At 65.7% G+C, this 22,365-nt stretch carries 24 protein-coding genes and 1 tRNA gene; 13 read left to right on the top strand and 12 right to left on the bottom strand.

Features of this window, described 5'->3' with window-relative positions; all coding sequences use genetic code 11:
* Positions 1 to 20: 20 nt before the first annotated feature.
* Positions 21 to 353 (bottom strand): hypothetical protein, encoded by a 333-nt coding sequence (locus OXG33_06430; GenBank protein ID MCY4113559.1) that lies wholly within the window; start codon positions 351 to 353, stop codon positions 21 to 23.
* Entirely contained in the window at positions 350 to 586 is a 237-nt protein-coding gene (locus OXG33_06425; GenBank protein ID MCY4113558.1) for a hypothetical protein, read from the bottom strand. Before OXG33_06425 ends, OXG33_06430 begins: the two co-directional genes overlap by 4 nt.
* Positions 587 to 788: 202 nt before the next feature.
* Between OXG33_06425 and OXG33_06420 the strand changes: the two genes are divergently transcribed.
* Positions 789 to 864 (top strand) — tRNA-Phe (locus OXG33_06420).
* Positions 865 to 1,005: 141 nt separating this feature from the next.
* Here OXG33_06420 and OXG33_06415 read toward each other — a convergent pair.
* Positions 1,006 to 1,650 carry a peptidylprolyl isomerase gene (locus tag OXG33_06415; GenBank protein ID MCY4113557.1) on the bottom strand — a complete coding sequence of 215 codons (645 nt, stop codon included), beginning with the start codon at positions 1,648 to 1,650 and terminating at the stop codon, positions 1,006 to 1,008.
* 168 nt (positions 1,651 to 1,818) lie between these two features.
* On the opposite strand from OXG33_06415, the gene OXG33_06410 reads away from it, so the two are divergent.
* The 7 genes from OXG33_06410 to OXG33_06380 all read left to right on the top strand — a co-directional run bounded on the left by OXG33_06410 (position 1,819) and on the right by OXG33_06380 (position 7,824).
* Positions 1,819 to 2,583: a phytanoyl-CoA dioxygenase family protein gene (locus OXG33_06410; protein MCY4113556.1), complete on the top strand. Its 765-nt coding sequence runs from the start codon at positions 1,819 to 1,821 to the stop codon at positions 2,581 to 2,583.
* A 40-nt stretch (positions 2,584 to 2,623) separates the two neighbouring features.
* Positions 2,624 to 3,157, top strand: coding sequence for a GrpB family protein (locus OXG33_06405; protein ID MCY4113555.1), 534 nt, complete (start codon positions 2,624 to 2,626; stop codon positions 3,155 to 3,157).
* Positions 3,150 to 3,719: a GrpB family protein gene (locus OXG33_06400; GenBank protein MCY4113554.1), complete on the top strand. Its 570-nt coding sequence runs from the start codon at positions 3,150 to 3,152 to the stop codon at positions 3,717 to 3,719. Before OXG33_06405 ends, OXG33_06400 begins: the two co-directional genes overlap by 8 nt.
* Before the next feature lie 72 nt (positions 3,720 to 3,791).
* Complete coding sequence (locus OXG33_06395) at positions 3,792 to 4,640, top strand: phytanoyl-CoA dioxygenase family protein (GenBank protein ID MCY4113553.1); 849 nt, start codon at positions 3,792 to 3,794, stop codon at positions 4,638 to 4,640.
* A gap of 96 nt (positions 4,641 to 4,736) precedes the next feature.
* Positions 4,737 to 6,032 carry a sialidase family protein gene (locus OXG33_06390; GenBank protein ID MCY4113552.1) on the top strand — a complete coding sequence of 432 codons (1,296 nt, stop codon included), beginning with the start codon at positions 4,737 to 4,739 and terminating at the stop codon, positions 6,030 to 6,032.
* 84 nt (positions 6,033 to 6,116) lie between these two features.
* The gene (locus tag OXG33_06385; GenBank protein MCY4113551.1) at positions 6,117 to 6,971 is read left to right on the top strand and encodes a TauD/TfdA family dioxygenase; all 855 of its coding nucleotides are present in this window, start codon (positions 6,117 to 6,119) and stop codon (positions 6,969 to 6,971) included.
* Between the two features lie 25 nt (positions 6,972 to 6,996).
* Positions 6,997 to 7,824 carry a methyltransferase domain-containing protein gene (locus OXG33_06380; GenBank protein ID MCY4113550.1) on the top strand — a complete coding sequence of 276 codons (828 nt, stop codon included), beginning with the start codon at positions 6,997 to 6,999 and terminating at the stop codon, positions 7,822 to 7,824.
* Between the two features lie 93 nt (positions 7,825 to 7,917).
* On the opposite strand, the gene OXG33_06375 is transcribed toward OXG33_06380, so the two are convergent.
* Positions 7,918 to 9,654, bottom strand: coding sequence for an ABC transporter ATP-binding protein (locus OXG33_06375; protein ID MCY4113549.1), 1,737 nt, complete (start codon positions 9,652 to 9,654; stop codon positions 7,918 to 7,920).
* A 188-nt stretch (positions 9,655 to 9,842) separates the two neighbouring features.
* Positions 9,843 to 10,778, bottom strand: a complete 936-nt coding sequence (locus OXG33_06370; protein MCY4113548.1) for an aminoglycoside phosphotransferase family protein — start codon at positions 10,776 to 10,778, stop codon at positions 9,843 to 9,845.
* A 255-nt stretch (positions 10,779 to 11,033) separates the two neighbouring features.
* On the opposite strand from OXG33_06370, the gene OXG33_06365 reads away from it, so the two are divergent.
* Positions 11,034 to 11,882 (top strand): sugar phosphate isomerase/epimerase, encoded by an 849-nt coding sequence (locus OXG33_06365; GenBank protein ID MCY4113547.1) that lies wholly within the window; start codon positions 11,034 to 11,036, stop codon positions 11,880 to 11,882.
* A gap of 26 nt (positions 11,883 to 11,908) precedes the next feature.
* Here the strand turns inward: OXG33_06365 and OXG33_06360 are convergent, their stop codons facing one another.
* The gene (locus tag OXG33_06360) at positions 11,909 to 12,907 is read right to left on the bottom strand and encodes a hypothetical protein (GenBank protein ID MCY4113546.1); all 999 of its coding nucleotides are present in this window, start codon (positions 12,905 to 12,907) and stop codon (positions 11,909 to 11,911) included.
* A 290-nt stretch (positions 12,908 to 13,197) separates the two neighbouring features.
* Complete coding sequence (locus OXG33_06355) at positions 13,198 to 13,623, bottom strand: ribose ABC transporter (protein MCY4113545.1); 426 nt, start codon at positions 13,621 to 13,623, stop codon at positions 13,198 to 13,200.
* A 100-nt stretch (positions 13,624 to 13,723) separates the two neighbouring features.
* Here OXG33_06355 and OXG33_06350 point away from each other — a divergent pair, with 100 nt between their 5' ends.
* Positions 13,724 to 14,914 (top strand): GNAT family N-acetyltransferase, encoded by a 1,191-nt coding sequence (locus tag OXG33_06350; protein MCY4113544.1) that lies wholly within the window; start codon positions 13,724 to 13,726, stop codon positions 14,912 to 14,914.
* A 46-nt stretch (positions 14,915 to 14,960) separates the two neighbouring features.
* Here OXG33_06350 and OXG33_06345 read toward each other — a convergent pair whose 3' ends face one another.
* The 3 genes from OXG33_06345 to OXG33_06335 all read right to left on the bottom strand — a co-directional run bounded on the left by OXG33_06345 (position 14,961) and on the right by OXG33_06335 (position 17,996).
* On the bottom strand, positions 14,961 to 15,776 hold the full coding sequence (locus OXG33_06345) for a class I SAM-dependent methyltransferase (protein MCY4113543.1): 816 nt from the start codon (positions 15,774 to 15,776) through the stop codon (positions 14,961 to 14,963).
* Positions 15,777 to 15,889: 113 nt separating this feature from the next.
* Positions 15,890 to 17,278, bottom strand: coding sequence for a GNAT family N-acetyltransferase (locus OXG33_06340; protein MCY4113542.1), 1,389 nt, complete (start codon positions 17,276 to 17,278; stop codon positions 15,890 to 15,892).
* Positions 17,279 to 17,291: 13 nt separating this feature from the next.
* The gene (locus OXG33_06335; GenBank protein MCY4113541.1) at positions 17,292 to 17,996 is read right to left on the bottom strand and encodes an HAD family hydrolase; all 705 of its coding nucleotides are present in this window, start codon (positions 17,994 to 17,996) and stop codon (positions 17,292 to 17,294) included.
* A gap of 267 nt (positions 17,997 to 18,263) precedes the next feature.
* On the opposite strand from OXG33_06335, the gene OXG33_06330 reads away from it, so the two are divergent.
* Both OXG33_06330 and OXG33_06325 read left to right on the top strand, forming a co-directional pair.
* On the top strand, positions 18,264 to 19,187 hold the full coding sequence (locus tag OXG33_06330; protein ID MCY4113540.1) for a hypothetical protein: 924 nt from the start codon (positions 18,264 to 18,266) through the stop codon (positions 19,185 to 19,187).
* 103 nt (positions 19,188 to 19,290) lie between these two features.
* Complete coding sequence (locus OXG33_06325; GenBank protein MCY4113539.1) at positions 19,291 to 20,220, top strand: hypothetical protein; 930 nt, start codon at positions 19,291 to 19,293, stop codon at positions 20,218 to 20,220.
* A 44-nt stretch (positions 20,221 to 20,264) separates the two neighbouring features.
* Here OXG33_06325 and OXG33_06320 read toward each other — a convergent pair whose 3' ends face one another.
* A complete protein-coding gene (locus OXG33_06320) occupies positions 20,265 to 20,831 on the bottom strand; it encodes a peptidylprolyl isomerase (protein ID MCY4113538.1) in 567 nt (188 codons plus the stop codon).
* Between the two features lie 301 nt (positions 20,832 to 21,132).
* A complete protein-coding gene (locus tag OXG33_06315) occupies positions 21,133 to 21,795 on the bottom strand; it encodes a peptidylprolyl isomerase (GenBank protein MCY4113537.1) in 663 nt (220 codons plus the stop codon).
* A 133-nt stretch (positions 21,796 to 21,928) separates the two neighbouring features.
* Here OXG33_06315 and OXG33_06310 point away from each other — a divergent pair, with 133 nt between their 5' ends.
* Complete coding sequence (locus tag OXG33_06310; protein ID MCY4113536.1) at positions 21,929 to 22,360, top strand: PspC domain-containing protein; 432 nt, start codon at positions 21,929 to 21,931, stop codon at positions 22,358 to 22,360.
* Positions 22,361 to 22,365 lie beyond the last annotated feature (5 nt).

The following is a 22,365-nucleotide window of genomic DNA, read 5'->3' as shown; positions in this document are numbered from 1 at the left end:
AGTCGCTACGGGGCGGCGCGTCAATCGCAGAATTCGTCGGCTAAGGTGCCCACCGAGTCCAAATCGGCAAGCCAATCCGCCATGCGCGGAACGGCTTCCTCGAGTTCGTCGACGTTAGCGGTGTCAATGGCCGCCTCGATGGCGTCGAGGAAGGTTATGGTCGAAGCAGCCATTTTCGCCGCCACGGCGCGAAAGTCCTTCCCCCGAGTTGACGTCGGTGACGTGCGGCCAAGTATGTTCTGCGCGGTGAGATCGAGCGCCGCAACCTGACCGGCGAACGCGAGATTGAACGCTGCAGTCTGCATGATGCTCGAATCTTGGTCGACATTGGTGACCAGTTGGCAGTGGGTCACTTTGAGGGTCGCTCGCCGTGATAGCCAGCTTCGCGGTCGAAGCGGCGCTTCGTGATGTCCCACGCGTCGGGCTCGCGAGCTTCGATCGAGTCCACGATTTCGGTCATGGTCCACGGTCGCGTTGGGGCTAGCAGCGCGAAGAGCGCGAGGCTGACGAGCACGATGCCGGCGGCACTACAAGTGCTCGCACGAACGGCGGGGCAGGCCGCTGCAGCATTGGCGTCGGCGACCATGACACAGGCCAGCTCAGATCGACCGTCAACAGCTCCCCAACAGGTCTACTGTCGGCATGCACGTCGGCTTCCATTGGCCCGAGAGTCGAGCCAGTGCATTCTGAGTCACGGCCTGCAACAAGATCTTTTGCCGAAAGGCTCGTAGTACAGTGCAGGCTCGCCCACCGGCATCGCGCGATGCCCCTTTAGGGACAGTGCGCATGGCGAGATAGCTCAGTCGGTAGAGCAGTGGACTGAAAATCCATGTGTCGCCAGTTCGATTCTGGCTCTCGCCACCAGGAATAGCGCGCGCTCCCGCTCCGCGGAGGGCTTAGGGCGCGCTGTGCGCCGCGCCGCAATGTCAGTTGGGTCCTGGATTCCGGCTTTCGCCGGAATGACGGAGCCAAGGCGACCCGCGAATCGATCCCCGTCAGCGCTCGCTAGCAGCCGCTGTAGATGGTCATGCTGGGAAGACAGCCGAAGTTGATCTTGGTGGTCTGAATCGTGACCTCCTCCACCGGCGCCGACGTCTCACCGTCCCGTCCCGGCCCCAGCGCCACGCCTCCGATCTTGTCCAGCGTCGCTAACGACGGCGCGTGGTTCTCCTTGACGCGTCCGAAGATGGTGTAGTCGGGCGGCAACTCGGCGTCCGAAAGGTCATTGAGGATGATGAAGAAGCGCGATCCGTTCGAGTTCGGCGCGCCGTTATTGGCCATGACCAGATCACCGCGCCGGTAGGGCTGCTGGGGCGGCTCGATCTCGTAGGTGTAGCCCGCGTCTCCGGAACCGGTGCCGGTGGCGTCGCCGGTTTCAATGAGCACGCCCGGCACCACGCGATGCACGGTTATGCCGTCGTAATAGCCCTCCTGGGCCAGGAACAGGAAGCTATTGACCGCCCGCGGCGCCTCCTGCGGCACCAGGTTGAACGTCATCCGTCCAAGGCTGGTGGTCATGACCACGCTATAGGGTCGGAGCTCCTCGACCGTCATCTCCGGCTCGGCGGCGAACGTCGGAGGCCCCTCGGGTTCCGGCTCTCCGCACGCGACGACCGCAACTGCCGCGATCGCCAGGACCAACGCAATCACGATTGCTCGCCACATTGCCGTTCGCTCCGCATCCAACCGCCGGTTCTCCCGCTATTCTGCCGCGTTGGCCGCTCTATCGCCATGCATGGCCCGCTGAGCCGGCCGACCAGCCGCGTGCGCTACGGTTTGGGGCCGTGCCGGGCACGCCGTCAGGCGTGAGGGGAACTCGTGAGCGTCGACATCGATCAGTGCGTCGCCGACATCCTGGACATCGGCCACTGCGTCGTACCCAATCACTTTCCCAAGCCGGCGATCGACGCCTTCCATGAGGGGTTCCTACCGCTGCTGGGGCAGGTGGCAGCCCGCATCCCCGAGGGAAATCGACGCGCAAACCGCTGGGCCATCGGCCTGCCCTTCGCCCCGCCGTTTTATCAGTCGGCGTTCTTTGGCGACGACACGGTTAACGAGATTGTCGGACGCATCCTGGGCGAAGACATGTTCATCGCCTACTACGGCACCGACACGCCGATCGCGGGATCCGAAGACCAGCAGGTGCACTCGGACATTCGCCCGCTGTTTCCCGAGCAGCCGGACCTGCGCTATCCGCCTCCGACGCTCTCGGTGCGGTTCACGAGCGTGGACATGACCCTCGAGAACGGACCCTACAGCACATCCGAACGCACCCAGCACCTCACGCGCGACGAGGCGCAGGCCAGGCTCGCGGCGGGGGAGATCGAGCTCGCGCCGCTGCTGCTCCACGCCGGCGACGTGCTGATCAGCGATGCCCGCACGCTGCACCGTGGCACGGCCAATCGAACCGATGCGCCGCGGCCCTTCGCGGTGATCGTCTACAACCGCGACTGGTACCACCTCGAAGGCGAACTGCGGCTGGAGGCCAACGAGGACACGCCAATGCTGCTGGAGTCGTTCTACCGGACACTGCCGCCGGCCGAGCAGAATCTCCTCCGGCGTGTGCCGAGGATCGATGGCTGAGCCGGCACGCTCCGCGTCTAGGAACGGTCGGGGGAAGTGGGTGCACATCAAAGAGGGTGTAGTCCTCAAGCCCTACGACCCGCAATGGCCAGCCATGTATGAGAAGGCGCGCGCGGAGCTTGTCGCGTGTATCGGCCAGCACACCCTGCGAATCGAACACGTTGGCAGCACGTCCATTCCTGGACTGGCTGCCAAGCCAACGATTGACATTCTTGTGGGCGTGCGCGATTGGGACGAAGCCAAGATCACCATTGCGCCGCTAACCGACATCGGATGGGGATACGTTGGCGAGCACGGCATCCCGCGCCGGCACTATTTTCGCCGGGGCGCCGTGAGCGGGCGCCGCACGCACCACCTGCACATGCTCGAGGTGACGCACCCGGAGTGTGAGTCCATGCTGTCGTTTCGCAACTACCTCCGCGGCCATCCCAATGCCGCGGCTGATTACGAACGCCTCAAACTTGATCTCGCGCGCAGAAACCTTGACGGGCCCGGCTACCAGGAGGCGAAAGCGCCGTTCATCCAGGGAGTTCTCGAGCGGGCACGCGGCACTTGCCCCACAACGGATGGCTGAGGCGAAACGCCCGATCGTTCGCGTGCCGGCGGAGACGCGCCTGGCTGTCGTTCCCTACGATCCAGAGTGGCCGGCCATGTACGAGCGGGAACGCGCGGAGATTGCCGCGTGCATCGGTCAACACGTCCTGCGCATCGAGCACGCAGGCAGCACCGCCATTCCGGGCATGGCTGGAAAGCCGACCATCGACATCCTGGTCGGGGTCCGCGATTGGGACGAGGCCCGAGTCACCTTCGGGCCGTTGGCCGAAATCGGATGGGAGTTTCGCGGCGAGCGCGGCATGCCGCGGCGGCACTTCTTTCGTCGGCTCAATGCGCAGGGCCGCCGCACGCACCAGCTGCATATGCTCGAGGTGACCCACCCCCAATGGGAGGCGATGCTGCTCTTCCGCGAGTACGTGCGCAGCCATCCGGACGTAGCGGCGGAGTACCAGCAACTGAAGCTTGGCCTGGCGCGGAGACTTCCCAACAGCCGGGGCGAGTACACGGCGGGGAAAGAGGCGTTCGTGGAGGGAGTCTTGGAGCGGGCGCGGCGAGCGCGTGACGACAGAACCGAGGCGTGATTCCGCGGTCCATATGGCCTGCTCGCCGCTAGAATTGACTCCGTGCGGTCGCCTGGATGAAGGGTCGGCGCCATGACGCTCTCCGACCAGCAATTGTCGTTCTTCGAGACCTTCGGCTACCTGGTCTTTCCGGGAGCCTTCGCCCACGAAGCCGAAAAGATCACCGAGGAGTTTGAACGGGTGTGGGCGGATCACGGCGGCGGCCACAACCGACAGGCGCACGATCATGAGCGCCGGTCGGCCCTGGTGCCGTTCATCGACCAGAGCGAATATCTGAGCGCGCTGCTGGACGACCCGCGGGTGGACGGTGTCGTCAGCGCGTTGCTTGGCGATGACTACAACTACAACGGGAGCGACGGCAACTTCTACGTGGGCGACACGCGCTGGCACTCGGACGGGTTCGCCGGCTCGAAATACCGCTCAATCAAGATTGCGTTCTACCTGGATCCCGTCACGCGAGACTCGGGATGCCTGCGGGTGATTCCCGGCAGCCATCATCGCGGTGACGGCTATGCCGAGTCGCTGCAGCGGATCATGCCGAGCAGTCGGTCGGCAACGGTCGACGAGCAACTGGGCGTCGCGGGCCGCGACATGCCCGCGGTGGCGCTGGAATCGCAACCGGGTGACATGGTGCTGTTCATTCACGACCTGAAGCACGCGGCGTTCGGCGGCGGAACCCGCCGGCGCATGTTCACCATCAATATGTCCCAGCGCTTCCGTGACGACGACGTGGACGAGCTGCGAGAGGACATTGCGACGATGGTCAGGTTCTGGGCCGAGCGAGCGTACGGCGACGTGATGATTCGCACGGCGGGTCCGCGCCGGATGCGGCACCTGGAGCAGCGGCTGGCCAATGACGGCCATCTGCCTGAGCTTGTCCGCCAGGCCCGCCAGGAGATGAGCGAGCCGTCCCGCAGCTAGCCCGCGTGCCGCTCCCGCGATCGACGAAGGCGGTTGCCTCCGCATGCCGCTAGGCTGTGAGCACGGCCACAGCGACAAGCCGGCATTGGTGAATCAATGACAAAGACAATCCCTGGCGACCACGAGTGCTTCAGCGAGGACTGGCGGCGCACCGACCCCGACCTGGTGCTCTATCTGCCCAAGGAGCCCTCGTACTGGATCGAGGCGGTGGACCACGTCCTGGTGGAGGTCACGCCGGGCGGCGACCTGTTGGCGATCTTCGCGTTAGCCAGCCAACCGCACGGGGCCGACTATCGGGTGGCGTACTCACGCAGCGCCGACGGTGGCCGGACGTGGTCGCCGGTGGGCGTTATCGACGGTCCGGGGGCCAAGCCCGGGCAGGTGAGCGCCTTCGGGTTTCCGGTCATCAGCCGGCGCGGGCGCATCTACTGCTTCTACAACCACGGTCGCGCCATCGGCGACAGCTATCAGACTAGCTTTCTGCGCTGCAAGTACTCGGACGACGACGGCCGATCCTGGATCGATGGGGAGGTCGTGATTCCCTATCGCTCGAGCGCGAACGACCATCCGGATCGCTCCATCGGCGCCAACTGCGTGGTGTGGCAAAAGCCGATCCGCGACGCGAAGGATCGCCCAATCATCGGCTTCACCCGCTGGACGAATTCGTACGTCAAGACCGCGCGCCGCGAGGACGACTTCACCATGTCCCGCCGCGACAGCCAGGCGGAGTTCATGCGGTTCGAGAACATCGATGAGTCACCGCATCCGCGCGACGTCGAGATCACGTGGCTGCAAGACGACGACACGGCCATTCGCGTGCCCGTGCCCTACGAGCCGGAGGCCTCGCGGAACTACTCATACTGCGAGGAGCCGAGCGCAGTGCTGCTGCCGGACGGCCGCCTGTTCACCGTGGCGCGCACGGCGACGGGGCAGATCTGGTACACGGTTTCGACCGACGACGGCGTCACCTGGCGCCCGACGGAGCCGCTGCTGAATCGCGACGATGGCCGGCCCATGCTCAATCCCGTCTCGCCATGCCCCATCTTTGCGCTGGACGACGGCCGGTTTCTGCTCATGCTGCAAAACCACGACGGGCACGGATTCGGCGGCCGCGGACCACGCGACTTTCATGCGCGTCGCCCACAGTTCATCGCCGTGGGCGAGTTCCGGCCCGACGCCCACCAGCCAATCTGGTTCAGCCAGCCCCAGTTGCTCTTCGACACGCAGAACATCGGGGTGTTTCCCTTCTACATGAAGTGGCTCTCGATGTACGCCAGCGTCACGGAGCACAGCGGCGAGCGCATCCTGTGGTACGCCGATCGCAAGATCTTCGGCCTGGGACGTTACATCACCGATGAACTGCTGGCCCCGTTGACGGCGCCCTCGGGGTAGCCCGGATTTCGGCGGGGCGCTGCTACGATTGGCGCCCCAATTCCCGCGGAACGCGCGGGGGCTCCCCGAAATCGAGATGGCGCCATGGCGATCGAGGTCAGGCCGATTTCGCCCGCCCTCGGCGCCGAAGTCATTGGCGCCGATCTCACACAGCCGGACGACGACGAGCAGTTCCAGACGATCCACCGGGCGTTACTGGATCACAACGTGGTAGTCATCCGCGACCAGCAGATCTCGCCGGCGGACCACGCGGCGTTCAGCGGCCGGTTCGGCAAGCTCGAGCTGCACGTGTTGAACCAGTTCCTGCTGCCCGAGCAGCCCGAGGTCCTGGTGCTGTCCAACAAGCACGTGAACGGTGTGCCCGTCGGGCTGCAAGACGCGGGGCGCGAGTGGCATAGCGACCTGTCCTACATGCGGCTCCCCTCGCTGGGATCGTTGCTCTACGCGCTAGAAATCCCGCCGACCGGCGGCGACACGCTATACGCCAACCTCTACTCGGCCTACGAGACGCTGTCGCCCGAAATGAAGGAGCGGATCAGCGGGCTCCGCCTGCGGCACTCCTACGCCGACTTCATCAATCGCCGGTTTCAGGAATCCGCAATGGAGCGGCCCACGCTTACCGCGGAGCAGGCGGCCAAGGTGCCCACGGCCATACATCCGTTGGTGCGCACGCATCCGGAAACCGGTCGCAAGGCGCTGTACGTGAGCCCGTCGCTCGTTGCCGGGATCGACGGCATGGACGACGCCGAGGGCCAGGCGCTGCTGCAAGAGCTCAACGACCACGCCACGCAACCTGAGTTCGTCTACCGGCACGTGTGGCGGCTGCACGACATTGTGTTTTGGGACAACCGCTGCACCCTGCACCAAGCCACGGCATTCGACCCGAAATACACGCGCCACATGCACCGCACCACGATTCAGGGCGACCTGCCGGTCTGACCACCGGCTGCTGGGTGCATCTCGCGTGAGCACCGTGCCGGACGGATCCGGCGATCCCGGCAACCCCTACACCGCCGCGAATCGCGTCGCCTGGGACGCAATTGCGGACAAGCGCCAGAAGATTTGGCCGGCGGCGGACTTCTTTGCCGAGGGCGGGTCAGTGCTCGACAAGCGCGATCGGGAGGCCGCCGGCGACGTCCGGGGACTGCGGCTGTGCCATTTGCAGTGCGGGAGCGGGGAAGAGGCGCTCTCGTGGGCGAATGTCGGCGCCGAGGTGACTGGTGTCGACATCAGCTCGAAGCAGGTCGAGCTGGCCACCGCCAAGGCCGCAGCCGCCGGGATACCGGCTGACTTCGTGGCCGCGGACGTCTTTGCGCTTCCTCGCGATCTGCTCCGCCCGGCGTCGTTTGACATCGTCTACACGGGCGGCGGCGCCCTCGTTTGGCTGCCAGACCTCGACCGCTGGGCGGCGACGATCCACGGTCTGCTCAAACCCTCGGGACGGCTCATCGTGCGCGAGGAGCATCCGGTCATCGCCCGCGTCGAGGTGCGGGAGGGGGCGATCACAATCGCGGCGGATTACTTCGACCGGCGGCCCGAAGCGTCCACAGGGTGGTGCCATTTCCCCGGCGCCAAAGACGCCCCTGAGACGAAGTGGGATTGGACCTGGCCCCTGGGCGACATCGTCACCAGCGTGGCGCAGGCCGGGCTCCGAGTTGAACGCTTGACAGAGTTTCCAAGTACGGCTGCCTGGCGCTTCGGCGACGATCTGGAGCGTCTTCAAAAACTCCCGGGCTCGTATCTTCTCGTTGCCAGCAAGCCTCGCGACGCCGGTCAACAAGCGTCCGTGTAGGGAGATTGCTCGCGAGCCGCCGTGGGAGCCAGGTGGGCTTCCGGCCGCTAGCGGCGCAAGAACGGGGGCGCTTTGGGCTGAGCCTGGTCTGTACTAGCCCGGCCGATCCGCTGCCTCGTCCGTTGTCTGAGCCCGGCGCAAGCCGGCGAACCGGCCGCTGGCTTGGAGCAGCTCGTCTGGCGTCCCCTGCTCCAGCACCCGGCCGCGGTCCATCACGACGATTCGATCCGCGCCCATCACCGTTTCGATGCGGTGGGTGACGACGATCAGGGTGCGGCCGCGCCGTGACGATGCGAGCGCGAGTCGCAGGTCTCGCTCGGTAGCCGCGTCCAACGAGGCCGTGGCTTCGTCCAGAATGAGCAGGCGCGGGTCGCGCAGCAGCGCTCGTGCGATGGCGATCCGTTGCCTCTCGCCGGCGGAAATACCGTGGCCCAGCTCGCCAACAATGGTCTCGAGCCCTTGCGGCAGTCTGGCGAGGAAGTCGTCGAGCTGGGCGTCCCGCAGCGCCTGCCGCAACTCCGCGTCACCGGCCGTGCCCGTCGGGTAGCGGATATTGTCGGCGATGGTCGCGTCCCACAGCTTGGGCTCCTGAGGCACAAAGCCGACCTGCCGGCGCAGCCACGAGAGATCGATCTCGCGCGCGTCGACCCCATCGACATGCACCGCTCCCTCATGCGGCGCATAGAAGCCGACCATGAGATCCAGCAGCGTCGACTTGCCGCTGCCGGTTTCCCCCACGATGCCGAGGAACTCACCCGGCTGGACCGAGAACGAGACGCCAAAGACGCCCGCGTCTTCCCGCGCGTAGCGGAATGTGACATCCCGAAACTCAATCCGAGATCCCGAATCAGCCGCCGGCAGCCGCGGCGGTGTCCTGCCGCCGACTCGCTCCGGGGCCAGGCCGAACAGGGCATCCACGCGCTCATACTCCGCGTCGATGCGCGCCCGGTTTCCCTGGAGCGTCAGCAGGCGCTGCACGGACACATAGGCCCGAGGCGCCAGCGCCGCCGCCGCGATCAGCCCGCCGAGCGACAGGTGGTCGCCGGCGATGAGGACGGCGCCAAATCCAAATGCCGCCGCGGTGACGAGCGCCTGTGCGGCCGGACCGATGCGGGCAATCACCACATCGTGCAGGGCGACCGTTTTGGCCTTGGCGCGCCAGTGCTCGTGGATCCAGTCAAGCCATCGCCGGCGCTCGTGCGCCGTGGCGTCGAACACGCGGACCACGCGAATGCCGGCAAGCACCTCCTGAAGGAATCCTTGACCGCGCTCGAGATGCCCAAAGAACTCTCGGTCGAGACGCGTGGAAAGTGATCCGAGGCGGCCGACGCCAAGCGCCAGGACTGGAATCACCACGACGGCCATGAGTCCCAGCGGCCAGGCGATGACGAACATGGCCGCCAGCGCGGCGACCAGCAGCAGTGTGTGAGAGGCCGCGGGGAGCAACGACTCCGATACATACATCTCGCCGATGCGCCCGCATGACCTGGTGAGTCGAAACACGAGCTGCTGCGAGGGCATCTGCTCGAGCTCGACGAGTTCGGCGGACGAGACGCAGTCGAATGCCTTCCGGCGGAGGCGCTGCGACACGGCTTCGCCGATCGAGGCCCGCATGTAGCTCTCAATAGACGACAGAACGAGCAGCGCGAGGCCCGCTCCGGCCATCCCGGCGGCGAGCACCGCCGCTAAGCCGAGGTCGCCGCCGGGCAGGGCGTGATCGATCAGCGCGGCGACCAGCAGCGCCGGAACGATGCTGGCGGCCGCGCCACCCACCATGAGCCCCGACGCAAGCGCCACAGCGCGCCAGCGTCGCCGGAGCTCTTGCCGCACGATGGCGGCCGATTCGGAATCTCTGGATGTTTCTAGGTTGGCGGCGATTCTGGGTTCAGTTGTCCACGGCCTCACGACCCCAACACTGTGACGGCAATCGCCGCCGCCGTCAGTGCCGATTCCCGCCGAGGATTCGGAAAACCGGGGCTATAATGAAGTGCGGGAAAAGAGCGGTCGCCTCGGCGCGGCTATCCCAGATCTAACAGTTGCTTCCACGATCTGGCGTCAAAAATGTGTTGGGCAACATCATTCCAGCGCTTTGGCCACCCGTCGATCCACGCGAACTCCGTAGGCTCCATTCCAAGTAGCCGAAGCTTGATGTGGTCAAACTCCGGCGTGGCGCCATAGCCGTCAAACAAGGCCTCCCACCAGCGGTCGGATGCCGGCAACAGCGCGGCGAGCTCGACGCACAGCTTCATGAGGTCCTCACCAGCGTCGCCTGCTGATGCCACTTCCATATCGACGGTCCCGGTGACATGCCATTCGTCGCCGTCCTCGACGAGAAAGAACGTGTTGGCGTGGCAATCCCCATGGACGAAGCGGGGCGGCTCGTAGCTTGACCTCAGGCGGTCGGGCATGGAGTCGATTGCCCGTTCCATGCGCCCACGCACATCCACAGAGAGCCCGCCGGCCTCTGCCTCAAGCGTGTCCCGGGCATGTTTCTGTCGCGATTCGACTGTCCAGCAGCGGTGCCGCCACTTGCCAGGCTGCAGGGGCGAGGTTGGCCCCCGCTCGCTGGAGACATAGCCAGGAAACGTGAACGCAATCGCGTGCATCCGTCGCAGGTAGTCGCCGACGGCTCTGAGCGGTGCGCTGAATGCAGGGCGCTCTCGCAGAACGGCGCCCAGCGACTGCCCGGCCAGCTCGCGCGTCAATAGGAACGGTCGTCCCAGTGGGTTGGCAGTACCCATCTCCGCTGCGACGACCTCCGGCGTTGCGAGTCGGTGCGCCCCGAGACATCGCCAGGCGCCAGACTCGTGGATGACGGGAAAGGCGTGCGAGTCGCCATGCGCCGCATACCAGGACTTTGTATGTGTCTTCAGAAAGAACGATCCGGCTTGGCAGACCAGTCGCCAGACGTGATTGCGCTCGTGAACCAGCTCGATGCCTATCGGCCCCGACACACCGACGCCGCCAAGAATCTGACTCGCCTGGCGCGCCGAGAGCGAATTCGGTTTCACGTGCTCTCCTCATGAGTCCCACACCAGGTCCTGCAACCGCAGGCTACCGAAGGGGATAGGCACATCTCCCCGAGCCACACGGCCACAGACTCACCACTCGTGGACCGCATAGCTCAACTGCGCTGGCGCGATCGCGACATGGACATCGCCCGCGGCACTGCCCACAATCGCGCACCTCTGGGCTAGAACGAGGGCGCCGTGAAGCTCGGCTATTTCCACAACGGGCACTTTCCGCCGATCGAGTTTGAGGAGTTCGTGCGCTGGGGCGCGGCGAACGGCTATCAGGCCATCGACGTGCCGCTGTTCCAGCCCGACGCCCGCGCCATCTGCGAGCGCCACGGCCTGGAACCGACGTCCACCACGGGCATGGTTTGCCAGCCCATCGCCACCGACGCGGCGACACGGACCGAGCAAGCGGCCGAGGCCCGAAAGGCGCTGGACTACGCCGCCGCCGAGCACATCTCAATAGCCTGGCTGGGGCACCAGATGGCGCCGGACCTGGGGTTCGACGCCAACGTGCGCCTCTTCGCCGAGGGCGTGGCGCCGGTGCTGGATCACGCGCAACGGGTTGGCGTGCGTCTGGTGATGGAGAACTGGGCCGACGGCGGCCGCAACCTGGCCTATGCCCCGGCGCATTGGGAGGCAATCTTCCACGCCGTCCCGCACGAGGCGCTGGGGCTGTGCTTCGATCCGTCGCACCTGGCCTGGCTGGGCATCGACTATTTGCGCGCGGCGCGGGAGTTCGGCTCACGCATCTACCACGCGCACGCCAAGGACACCGAAATCCTGCCGGAGGCGCGCTACCGGTTCGGCGTCATCGGCGTCGAGCGCGGGCGGATCGGCCAGGGAACCTATCGCTTTCGGATTCCGGGATTCGGCGTGATCGACTGGCCCGCCTACATCACCGCGCTACTGGAGATCGGCTACGACGGTCCGCTGGTCGTCGAGCACGAGGACCCGTTCTGGAGCGCCAGGACCGATCCCACGCACGACGCGCTCAAGGGATTGCTGCTGGCCCAGCAGTTTCTGGCGCCGCTGCTGGTTTAGAGGTTCAGCGGGCGGCGTCGACCTGGCTATTCAGTTGGCCAGCCGTCGGGAATTTCATTGGCGTCGAGCGCGGACTTGATGGCTTCGGCGGCCTCGGGCGTAACCCAGCCCGACCATACGCTCACGTTGCTCTTCAGCCACCAGAGGGCTGTTTCGTTGATACTCGCATCCCTATTCTCAAGCCGCCATTTGCCGACTTCTTTGTAGCTCTCAAGATTCAGATTCCAGGCCCGGAGCATCTCGATTATTTCCGGCGCCCTACCGGGAATATCTCGATGCACGGCAATGGATATCGTTGCCTCACGGTAGGCGCAAGCCTTGGTCGTAGCCCAGCATTCATCGCTGTATGCGGGCTCCTTCAATCGGACCAAGTCGAGCTCGGCCGCGGGATCGTTCGTTCCCCACTGGTAGCCGAGCCACGGTTCCCTTCGTTCATATGCGCCGTAGAGATCGGCGTTCGCCGCGGCTCCGTCTCCCGGATTCACGATATGGACGTGGTCGGAAAGTCCGTAGGCCTCGATCTGCTCGGCGTTTATTTCCTCACATACCCAGCCTATGACGCACGATACGAGGCGCGCTTTGCCGCGGGTTTCGACCGTGGCGAACAGCGCCTTGTACTTTTCGTCTTTCAGATCCTCGACACTGTCCAACTCAGGGTATTGCTCCTGAAGGTATGCAGGGATCACGAACGCCGACTGCCAGTCTCGGCCGAGGCTTTCGCCGACCAATTCGACGTCGCCCGCTGCCAGAGCCTCCACCCAGGCATCCTCCTGGTTCGGCAGCCAGATCTCCATGGTGACCTGGGTGTCGCCTCGGCGCAGTCCCTGCAACAGCGGCAACGTGGCGCCGAACACCACCTCGGTGGGATAGCCATAGCCCTTTTCGACGATGTATTGGGCGACGCGATTCTGAAACTGCGCACTAGTCCAGTTCAGGTCGCTAAAGACGATAGGCTCTTTCTCCGCAACCGCTTCGGTCTCAGAACAGGCCGCCCCGAGAATGACGGCGATCAGCGCAATTGCCATGACGGACCTTCTCGACATGGTCAACATACGGCAGTTCTCCTTTGTCATCCCGTGAGGCTGTTTGGTGGGTGATTGATCGAAATAGCGTCATCCGGCAATTGGGAAGGCCCGTCCGATCTGTACCGCCCGGCCGGTACGCGCGGCCCAGTCACAATCACTCGGTGGCAGGCTCCTGGAGGCTCAGCAGGCCATCTCCAATTCGCGGATGGTATCGCCAACCGTCATGTCAGGCCAGCCGTCACGGATGGAACTGCATGCCGGATTGCGTCGAGTGAACTGAGCCTGTCCGGCTACAGCACACCCTTGGTCAGGATCAAATTGCCGTAGGGTCGCCGCTCGCCGGTGGCCACGATCGCGAAGGCCTGCCGCGCCCGCTCGTAGAAGGCGAAGCGCTCAACTCGCTCGAGCCTCACCGGCGCGCCGTGGGCCGCCTCGGCGATGCGGCGGAACTCGTCCACGATGGGCAACTCGGCATCCGGGTCGCCGACCACCGCCATGACCGCAGCCGGAGCGTCCACGTACTCATCGAGCGGCAGCACCGACAAGATCGCCTGGGCGGCGCGCGCGGCGTCGACGCCGTCGAGGCGCACCAGACGACGGGCGCTGGCTTCGGCCGGAAAGTTGGCATCGGCGATCACGACCTCGTCGCCGTGCCCCATTGCCGCGAGCACGCGCAGCAAATCCGGCCCCAGGAGCGGGTCGATGCCCTTCAACATAGCGGAGTCCTCAACCGTCGGCGCGGCGGCATGGTGGCACACGTAGACGGCTATGCTCCGCGGCATGAACAGTGGCGAAGCGACGGAATCTCGAGGTGAAATGACGCCGGGCGCCAGCTCGAACCCCGTCGGCGTGGATGATGATGGCACGGCGCTCAAGGAGTTCGTCGAGCGCGTGCCGGTGACGCTCAACGATGCCGGCGAGGCCGCCGGCTGGGTGTCCAAGGAGATCGTCGACCACCTGTGGCTCGACGCGGACGGGGAGTTGGTCAGCCAACTCTGGGTCGTCGACGTCACGGTGCGGGCGTGGGGCGAGGAGCTTCGCAGCGCCGGCGTCGCCGGTGTGGGGACGCCCGAGCCGCATCGCATGAAGGGCTATGCGCGGCGCCTGATGGAGATGTGCGAGCGGTATGCGGCTGAGCGGGGCTACGCGATCAGCACGTTGTTCGGGATTCCGGACTTCTATCACCGCTTCGGCTACGCCACGGTCTGCCCGGAGTACGAAATCCGGATCGAACTCGACGCCCTCGAGACGGACGGTCCAACCGCTTCGCTCGAAGACATCCAGACCTCGGACTGGGATGCGATCGCCCGGGTGTGCAACGCGGCCTACGGGTCGCTCGACGGCTCGGTCGTCCGAAGCGAAGGCGCGTGGCGAGGTCCCAGACAGGGCTCGGATTGGTTCCGAAAGACGCAAGCCTTGGTGAGTCGTGACGCGCGGGGACGTCCGGCGGCTTACGCGGTGGTCGACACCGAGCTGACGGACGATTGCCTGGTGGTGTCGGAAGCGGTGGCGGGAGATAACGCCGCCGGATTAGCCCTGGCCGGCGGTTTGGCCGAGGTGGCCAGAGCGCGCGGCGCGACAGGCCTGCTGGCTTGTCTGCCTCCAGACACGGGGCTGGGCCCGCTGCTGACCCGATGCGGCGGCACGCCCGTGGTGACACGCCCGGACAACGCCGGCTACATGGCGTGCATCGTTGACCTGGGCGCCGTGCTGGAGAGGCGCACGCCGACACTCACCGCTCAGGCAGCCGCCAGCGATTTGCCGGTTCCAGAGGTGCTCCACGTGAAGACCGATATCGGCGATGGGCGGTTTGCGCTTGGCGGCTCGGCGCCGCCCGCCGAGCTGTCGATAGATCGGCTCGGTCTCGTCCAGCTCCTGTTCGGCTACCGGACGTTTAGTGAGCTTCGGGACATGGGCCAGGCGCGCGCGACTGGCGCGGCCGACGATGTGCTGGCGGGGCTTTTCCCACGCAATGACGGCTACTGCTTCTGGCCGGACCGGTATTGATGCCGGTGCTCGGGGGCTGCCGACCGGCCTCCTAAACTCCTCGACCTCAACTATGCACCGAGCGGGCGATGACGACGAAATCGGCTGAGCGGCAAGCGTCGAATGCCTGGTGATCGAACCCGCCATAGACGTGTTCGAATTCCAGCCCTACGCCGCGGAGAAGCTGCTCAATCTCCGCGGGGGACGTATACCGCAACGGCATGCGTTCCACCGCGCGATTCGAACGGCCGTCCTGACCGATAACCTCGAATGCGACTTCGAAGTCGAACACCTGCTGCCCTTTGTCCCGGACAACGGACCGGGAAAACCGTGCGACTTGCCGGCCGTCCGAGAGTGATATCAGGTCGTCGTCCAGTCGCCAGTCCGCAGGCCCAGGCTCGGCAAAACAGCGCGGTTGGCGACTGGGTATGTCAATGGCAAGTCGGGCACCAGGCCCGAGGTGATCGATGACCTTGCGGAGGCACGTTGTTTGATCGTCTCGCGTGAGGAGATGCATGAACCCGCCGAATGGGACGATTGCGAGGTTGAACGACCGATCGAGGTCGAATCGCCGCATGTCGGCGTGGACCAGCTGCACGTGCCGCCGAACCCTCCCGGATTCACGGGCTAGCTTGGCGTGGCAGCGGTCGAGCATTGGCGACGCGGAATCGAGCCCCACAACCTCGACGCCGGCACGGGCAATCGGCAACAGGACCTCGCCAGTTCCACACCCCAGTTCCAGAACCGGTCCACCCGACCGGCATGCAAGGTCAACGTAGAAGTCGGTATCTGCAAGGTTGTGAACGATTTCGAGGTGGTCGTAGGTCGCAACCGTCAGCGAGTCGTGCCGCTCGTACGGTGAAGGATCAGGAATTGCGGTCATGGCGTTGCAGGATTCGGAGGCCTTGGCACCACGCATGCTTGGCATTGCGATCAACCGGTATGGCCGAGCGCAACGCGGACGCGTGGTCGAGACGGTTCAACGGACGGCAAACACTAGCCGAACCGCTTGATGAAGCCCGGGAACGTCCCCATTGTCGGCATCTCGAGGTCGAACGCTTCGTAGCCCGCGCGACGGATTCCGTCCAAGATGTCCGAATCGCTCGGTCGGCACGGCGCCAACATGAGCGCAGTCCCGCCGGGCCTCACTACACGATCGATCTCGCGCAGCTCGTCATCCGGCTTCCAACCGAACGACCCATTGGTCAGGATCGCCACGTCCACCGCGTCGTCCGCCAGCGGTACCCGCTCCAGAAGTCCGTCCAATGTGGTGACGTTGTGAAATCCGAGCGCGGCCAGCTTCCGCTCGGTATATGCACGCAGCACGGCGACAGGCTCCAGCGCGAACACCCGCTCGGCGTACGGCGCGCACCGCAGGGTGGCTTGGCCGGTGCCCGCGCCAATATCCAGGACCACGCGATCGCGGACGTCCACACGGTCGTGAATCTCGCGAGGGTCCCAATAGCTCCACGGCAGCGCATCCCACGTTGACGGCGACTTGGCCATGCCCAGGTTCCAGGCGCAGCGTTGCAGGACCGCCTCTTGCGTGGATCGCAGCTCCTCGGGTGACAGCTCCAACGCATCTACCCGCGCCTCGCGCAGTCCGGCACTGAACGCGGGAGACGCCTGGGAGAAGTGCTCGACCACGTCAGGCAGCGGCATCAGCGCCGCATACAGGCGATCCCCAAACTCGCGCAAAAGTCCCGGGTTGCCGCGTTCGTCTCCCAGAAACGTGTTGACGAAGTAGGTGTTCAGGTGCACGAGATCCGCAAGCTGGAGATCCCATAGTCGGATCGGATCGATCCCCATGCGCGGCCAGCCGCGCCAGGGAACGGCGCGTGCCCGCGGGGAGCGTTCGAATTCGCGCCGCAGGAGCCCGTATCGCACCTCGTCCGCGGAGGTGCCGGAGGCTGCCAAGTGCTCGCGCAATGTGCCCTCATAGCGCATGCGCAGCTTGTGCAGGACACGGATTGACGGCTGGTTGCGCGCGTCTGCCCTGGCCGTGATGCGGTTCAAATCCGGTTCGGCAGCGAATGCAGACTCGATGACCGCTCGGACGGCCTCGGTTGCAACGCCGCGATTCCGGTGCGCGCTAGCGACCTCGTAGGCGATCTCAGCGCGGCGGTTCGCTTCATCGATTCGCAGGCTCACGCCACCCATGAGCTCCTCGTCGCACCACACGCCCCAGTGAGGCTCGGTGCGCCAGTCATACCGCTGAGCGCGCTCTAGCCAGTCCCGCGCGGCCGCTTCGGGGTCGACTCCGCGCGACGCGGAAGAGTCCTCGGAACTCGCGAAGGCCGTCATATACCGGCACATCGCCTCGAAGTCATCCGACCGGTGCGGTCGCAGGGTCAGCCGTTTGGTTCGAATGGTGCGCGGCAACATGAGGTGACGGGCGTTAGGACTCCAAGATCAGCGCCGGCAGTTCGGTCAGGCGGGTTATTCGTATGACGCCCGGCGGTCTAGAACCCGAATCGTGTCGGTCGAGCCAAACACCCGTGAGCCCCGCGTCGCGGGCCCCGATCGCGTCCACGGCCAAGCGATCGCCCACGTGCACACACGCCGACGGCGGCGCACCTACAGCCTGGCAGGCCACCTTGAAGATTTCGGAGTCGGGTTTCGCCACTCCTTCGTCCTCTGAAGCCACGACTGCCGCGAAGCGGTCCAAGATGCCAACCCCTTCGAGCTTTTGGCGCTGGTGCACGGACCCTCCGTTGGTGATGACGCCAAGGCGGAAGCTGCGCAACGCCTCCAGCGTGTCGACGACGTCGGGGAACAGCTCCCAGTTCACTTCATAGGCACGGCGGTAGACGGAAAAGACCTCGTCGGCTTCGGCGTCGGACATTTCGCTTGGTGTGACGTCGAACAAGCCTCGAATCCGCCACCGCCGCTGGCCCGCATAAGAGGTTTCGCCCCGCAGGTAGCGATCGAAGTGAAGTTCCGTCAGTTTTTCCCAGCGCTGGAGGAGATGCTCGTCGGAACCGGTCAGCCGGTCTCGGTACCTGCTGAACATCCCTAGCGCTCCGGCGCGAGTGGCCGCGTCGTGGTCGAGCATGGTGCCGTCGAGGTCGAAGAACACGGCTTGGATGGGTGAATCGGGCATGAGGCGTCGTGCGGGAAGGCGATTCGAGTCCACAACGGCTTTCGCAGCATATCTGCCTTGGTCGCCTGAAGCGGCTGGCCGGTTGTGCCGCGGCGCTCCCAGGCATCGCCGAGCCAGTCGCAACCGGGCAGTAACCGCGATGGCATTTCGGCCTGAGCAGCTATGCCAAAATCGTGCGTGGAATGAGGCCCTTTGGCGTAGCCCGTGGTGACGGTTGGCATGGATTCGAGTCCCGATCAGCACCCGGCCGGCGTGATCGGCTGACGCATGTCCACCCTCAGCGCAACCTGGACCGGATCCCTGGACTACACACGCCGGGGACTGCGCGTCCTGGGGGCAACCCCCTGGTTGTACGTCCAGATTCTGAGCGCCTTTGCGGCGCCGGCGGCGGTCGCCGCCTACGTGACGGCATCGGACATTCCGGAGGGATTCGGCCGATCGGCGCTGTTGTACGTGCTCAACGCCATCTCGGCATCCGCCGCGCCGGTCGTGGTGATGACGGCCGTGGCGGCTGGGTTCCACGGCGTCAACCTGGGCTTCATCAACGCCATGCGGCAGGGGCTCTGGTGGCTGCTGCGCTATCTCTGGACCAACGTGCACACCACGGTCATCTTCTGGGCGCCGATCCTCGTGCTGTTGAATCTGTTCGAGTGGCAGCGAAACGAGGCGCCGGTCGGAGGCGGGGCGGGCTTGGCCCTGACGGCGGCCTGGGTGGTGCTGATTGGCGTCGCCGCCCTCTACATCCACTCGCGCACGCTCCTGGCGCCGTTCTTCGCGGTGCATGGCAACCTGCCGGCCACGCTGGCGACCATCGAGTCGTGGCGGATGAGCGGACGCCGCTTCCCCATCGTGTTCGGCACGTTCATCGTGTCGTCGGCGCCTACGGCGGTGCCGCTGGCGGTTGTGCTGACGACACTGGCCTTCACGCTGGACGAAGCGGACGGGACGCGGGCGGTGTTCAAGGCGATGCTGCCCTCGCTCGTGTGGGTGGTCATCAAGATCGTGCGGCCATTCCTCATCACGGCTACCTACGGCCTATACGTGGACCTTTGGACCGACGAGGAACGTCGACGAGCAGAGCATGGGCATCCGCCGGTGCCCCTGCTGGCGCGCCCGTTGCTGGCGTTTTCTCGCTGGGTCCCACATTTGTTCGGTCGCGCGATTGGACGGCGAATCGACTGGACGGTATGAGCAAACCGACGCGCTCGTTGGGACGGCTCACGCGCCTCTCCCCATCGGCTCGGGTTGTGTAGGCTCGCGGCCTCACATCCGGCAAGCGGAGAAGGGTGACCCGATGGGCGCAGAGCAATCCCCCGGCAGTGCGCGGGGCGGGCTGCGGCGGGCGCTGGCGCTCGACTCCGAGCGGCGAGTGCGCGAGGGTGGCTTCGAGGCGCTGGCCGACGCGATCCGGCGGGGCGCCGACCTTCACATCGGCACGGAGTTCCGGCACAACGAGCATGTGGATACGTCGTCCGACAACCCGGAGATCGTGCGCGAGCTGGCCGAGTTTCGGACGACGTTTCTGATCGAGGACCACTGGACGGCGGGCATCATGACGCTCAGGCAGCCGGTGAGCCTGCCGGACGCCTTTGGCCCGCGGCCGTCGATGTCGTTCTTTCTCTACAACCAGGACGGGACGCAGGCCATCGCGCGACCGCATCTCGACGGGGCGGCCAGCGCCGGCGCGACCGGCGCGGCGCCGATCGACAGCCACCCGGACATGCCCAAGTATCACGTGCTGGACAGCTGGGATGCCGACACCAACGCCCCGAGCAGCACCTTCATCTACGACTTCGAGCACTTCGACTTCCTGGTGCGGGACGACTGGACCGAGGTTCTGGCGCACGATGCCGCCGGCGAGATGGCGCACGGATCGGCGGAGGCGCTGGGCGACGTTTGCGGCGCCGGTGGCGAGGTGAAGGCCGCGATTCGGGGGCTGTGTGCGGACCTAGCCGGACCTGAATCGGACGCCGTCGACCACGAGGTCTTCGTCCAGGTCGGATCGAGCTACTACTACACGGAGCAACGGCTCTTCATCGGCGGGACGCACCCGCTGCCGAGAGTCCGGGCGTCAATGCCGCTGCGGTACGCGACCCGGGCCTGGGACTTCGGCTGGTTGATATTGCGCAGTGACGGCCGCGTGATCCGCCGCCTGTGCAATCCCTACACGCTGCGCTTTCAGGACAGCGAGTCGCGCCACGCGATCCGCTGGTTCGTGCGCTGAGAGTGCGCCGGGGCGGGTTCGAAACCCGCCCCTCGCTGCGACGCTCAGGGCCGGCAGTTGAATCCAGCCGCGGTTGACCCGTCACCCGAGCAGTTGAGCGTCACGCCGGTTTTCATCGCCGAAATCGTGATCTCCTGCTGCGGCGCCGACGACTCGCCGTCCGCGGCCGTCCCGACCGGCACCGCCTCGATCTTGGCCAGCGTGTCGAACGATGCCTGGTGCCCTTCCTTGATCTGCCCAAAGAGCGTGAAGTCCGGCGACAGCCGGTCCTGCGCCGTGAGATCGTCCAGGATGATGAAGAACTGCGACCCGTTGGACGTGCCCGGGCCCTTGTTCGCCATAGCCAGCCCGCCCCGGACGTAGGGCCGCTGCGGCGGCTCGATCTCGAAGGAGTAGCCCGGGCCTCCCGTCCCCGTGCCGGTGGGATCGCCGCCCTGCACCATGAAGCCCGGGATCAGCCGGTGGAAGGTCACGCCGTCGAAATAGCCCTCGTTCGCCAGGAACAGGAAGCTGTTGACGGCCAGCGGCGCCTCTTCAGCGAATAGCGTGAAGGTCATGCGCCCCAGGCTGGTGGTGACGATCACCCAGGGCTCACCGGCGGGAATGTCCATGGCCGGATAGGCCGCGTAGGTCTTGGGTCCCTCGGGTTCGGCTTCGCCGCATCCCACCATCACAACAACCAGCAGCAACGCCACCAGTGCGAGTCGCAACATTTCCCACGCTCCTTCACCCGCCTCCGCGCCGGCCGCATTGTCGCAGCGCGTTCAAGGCTTTGTCGCACGCGGGTCATGCGGTGGACGGGCAATGCCAGGTGCGGTTCGCGAGCCGCCTCTTACCTTTCTCCGGGGTCAGATCACGTCAGTGCCGAACTCCAGCGCCAGCGGCCGAGCACGCCACGTCAACAGCGAGGCCTTACGGCTTGCAGGTGAACCCGATCGCTCCCTCGCCGGAGCAGTTGAGCGTCACGCCGGTCTTCATCGCCGAAATCGTGATCTCCTGCCGCGGCGCCGACGACTCACCGTCCGCGGCCGTCCCGACCGGCACCGCCTCGATCTTGGCCAGCGTGTCGAACGATGCCTGGTGCCCTTCCTTGATCTGCCCAAAGAGCGTGAAGTCCGGCGACAGCCGGTCCTGCGCCGTGAGATCGTCCAGGATGATGAAGAACTGCGACCCGTTGGACGTGCCCGGGCCCTTGTTCGCCATAGCCAGCCCGCCCCGGACGTAGGGCCGCTGCGGCGGCTCGATCTCGAAGGAGTAGCCCGGGCCTCCCGTCCCCGTGCCGGTGGGATCACCGCCCTGCACCATGAAGCCCGGGATCAGCCGGTGGAAGGTCACGCCATCGAAATAGCCCTCGTTCGCCAGGAACAGGAAGCTGTTGACGGCCAACGGCGCCTCTTCGGCGAACAGCGTAAACGTCATGCGCCCGAGACTGGTGGTGACGATCACCCAGGGCTCACCGGCGGGAATGTCCATGGCCGGATAGGCCGCGTAGGTCTTGGATCCCTCGGGTTCGGCTTCGCCGCATCCCACCGCCACAACAACCAGCAGCAACGCCACCAGTGTGAGTCGCAACATTTCCCACGCTCCTTCACCCGCCTCCGCGCCGGCCGTATTGTCGCAGCGCCCTCGACCTTCCGTCGGGCGGTCGTGCGATGGCAGTTCTAAACTGTTTCCTGCGAACCGGGCCGCCACTGACAAAGGACGCCCCATGACCCAACGCCTCTACCGGAGCCAGGTCGATCGCATGCTCACCGGCGTCGCCGGCGGCATGGCGGAGTATCTGCGCGTGGACCCGGTGATCGTCCGCATGCTCTGGGTCGTGGCCGTGTTCCTCTCCAGCGGCGTGGGGCTGCTCGTGTATTTGGCCCTGGCGATCGTCATGCCGACCGCGCCACAGCTGGACGACGCCGTCGAAGCTCCGGATGACGCCTCGGCGCAGCAGGCAGAGGGCAGCCAGCCGAGCACGCCAGCCCGGCACGTCGCCGCCACCAACGGCGCCGCGCTTGTGGTGGGCTCGGCTTTGATCATCATCGGCGCCGCTGCGCTCATGAGCCAGTTTGGTTGGTTTGACGCCTGGCGACTCTGGCCATTGCTCTTGATCGCGATTGGCGGTCTTTTGATCTTCAACCAGCGGCGCTAGGCAAG

It is taken from the genome of Chloroflexota bacterium, assembly GCA_026708035.1.
GTDB lineage: Bacteria > Chloroflexota > UBA11872 > UBA11872 > UBA11872 > JAJECS01.
This window is presented reverse-complemented; position numbering and strand designations above follow the sequence as displayed.

Coding starts and splice junctions, on each gene's coding strand:
- OXG33_06335 (MCY4113541.1), bottom strand. CDS start 17,996: ATGCCCGATTCACCCATCCAAGCCGTGTTCTTCGACCTCGACGGCACC.
- OXG33_06350 (MCY4113544.1), top strand. CDS start 13,724: ATGACGCCGGGCGCCAGCTCGAACCCCGTCGGCGTGGATGATGATGGC.
- OXG33_06340 (MCY4113542.1), bottom strand. CDS start 17,278: ATGTTGCCGCGCACCATTCGAACCAAACGGCTGACCCTGCGACCGCAC.
- OXG33_06325 (MCY4113539.1), top strand. CDS start 19,291: ATGGGCGCAGAGCAATCCCCCGGCAGTGCGCGGGGCGGGCTGCGGCGG.
- OXG33_06385 (MCY4113551.1), top strand. CDS start 6,117: ATGGCGATCGAGGTCAGGCCGATTTCGCCCGCCCTCGGCGCCGAAGTC.
- OXG33_06400 (MCY4113554.1), top strand. CDS start 3,150: ATGGCTGAGGCGAAACGCCCGATCGTTCGCGTGCCGGCGGAGACGCGC.
- OXG33_06345 (MCY4113543.1), bottom strand. CDS start 15,776: ATGACCGCAATTCCTGATCCTTCACCGTACGAGCGGCACGACTCGCTG.
- OXG33_06425 (MCY4113558.1), bottom strand. CDS start 586: ATGGTCGCCGACGCCAATGCTGCAGCGGCCTGCCCCGCCGTTCGTGCG.
- OXG33_06310 (MCY4113536.1), top strand. CDS start 21,929: ATGACCCAACGCCTCTACCGGAGCCAGGTCGATCGCATGCTCACCGGC.
- OXG33_06390 (MCY4113552.1), top strand. CDS start 4,737: ATGACAAAGACAATCCCTGGCGACCACGAGTGCTTCAGCGAGGACTGG.
- OXG33_06360 (MCY4113546.1), bottom strand. CDS start 12,907: ATGGCAATTGCGCTGATCGCCGTCATTCTCGGGGCGGCCTGTTCTGAG.
- OXG33_06395 (MCY4113553.1), top strand. CDS start 3,792: ATGACGCTCTCCGACCAGCAATTGTCGTTCTTCGAGACCTTCGGCTAC.
- OXG33_06315 (MCY4113537.1), bottom strand. CDS start 21,795: ATGTTGCGACTCACACTGGTGGCGTTGCTGCTGGTTGTTGTGGCGGTG.
- OXG33_06330 (MCY4113540.1), top strand. CDS start 18,264: ATGTCCACCCTCAGCGCAACCTGGACCGGATCCCTGGACTACACACGC.
- OXG33_06355 (MCY4113545.1), bottom strand. CDS start 13,623: ATGTTGAAGGGCATCGACCCGCTCCTGGGGCCGGATTTGCTGCGCGTG.
- OXG33_06320 (MCY4113538.1), bottom strand. CDS start 20,831: ATGGACATTCCCGCCGGTGAGCCCTGGGTGATCGTCACCACCAGCCTG.